Raw genomic sequence first — 309 nt, 5'->3', positions numbered from 1 at the left:
CGCGCGTCTGCCCCTCGGTCCGTTCCATGTGCGGCTCGAGCCATGCCACGGCGGTCTTCATCGTCTCGGCGGACTGGAGCACGAAGGGCAACTGCATCTTGCCCGCGCCAAACAGTTCGCCCACCACTTTCATGCCATCAAGCAGCACGGTGTTGATGATGTCGAGCGGCGACATCTCTTTCATCGCTTCCGCAAGGTCATCTTCCAGCCCCTTGCGGTCGCCATCGACAATGCGGTCCTTCAGGCGTTCGGTCGCGGTCTCGGCGCGGGCCTTCTTGACCGCATCGGCGGCCTTGCGGTCGGCAAAGA

At 63.4% G+C, this 309-nt stretch carries 1 protein-coding gene; it reads right to left on the bottom strand.

What is annotated here, in order from left to right; translation table 11 throughout:
* Positions 1–309: B12-binding domain-containing protein (locus tag DY926_RS15745; RefSeq protein ID WP_148707825.1), on the bottom strand; the 309-nt coding region annotated here is incomplete at both ends.

The organism is Komagataeibacter melaceti (assembly GCF_003403295.1).
Classification (GTDB): Bacteria; Pseudomonadota; Alphaproteobacteria; order Acetobacterales; family Acetobacteraceae; genus Komagataeibacter; species Komagataeibacter melaceti.
The sequence above is the reverse complement of the archived record's forward strand: the minus strand, read 5'-3'. Positions and strand labels throughout refer to the sequence as shown.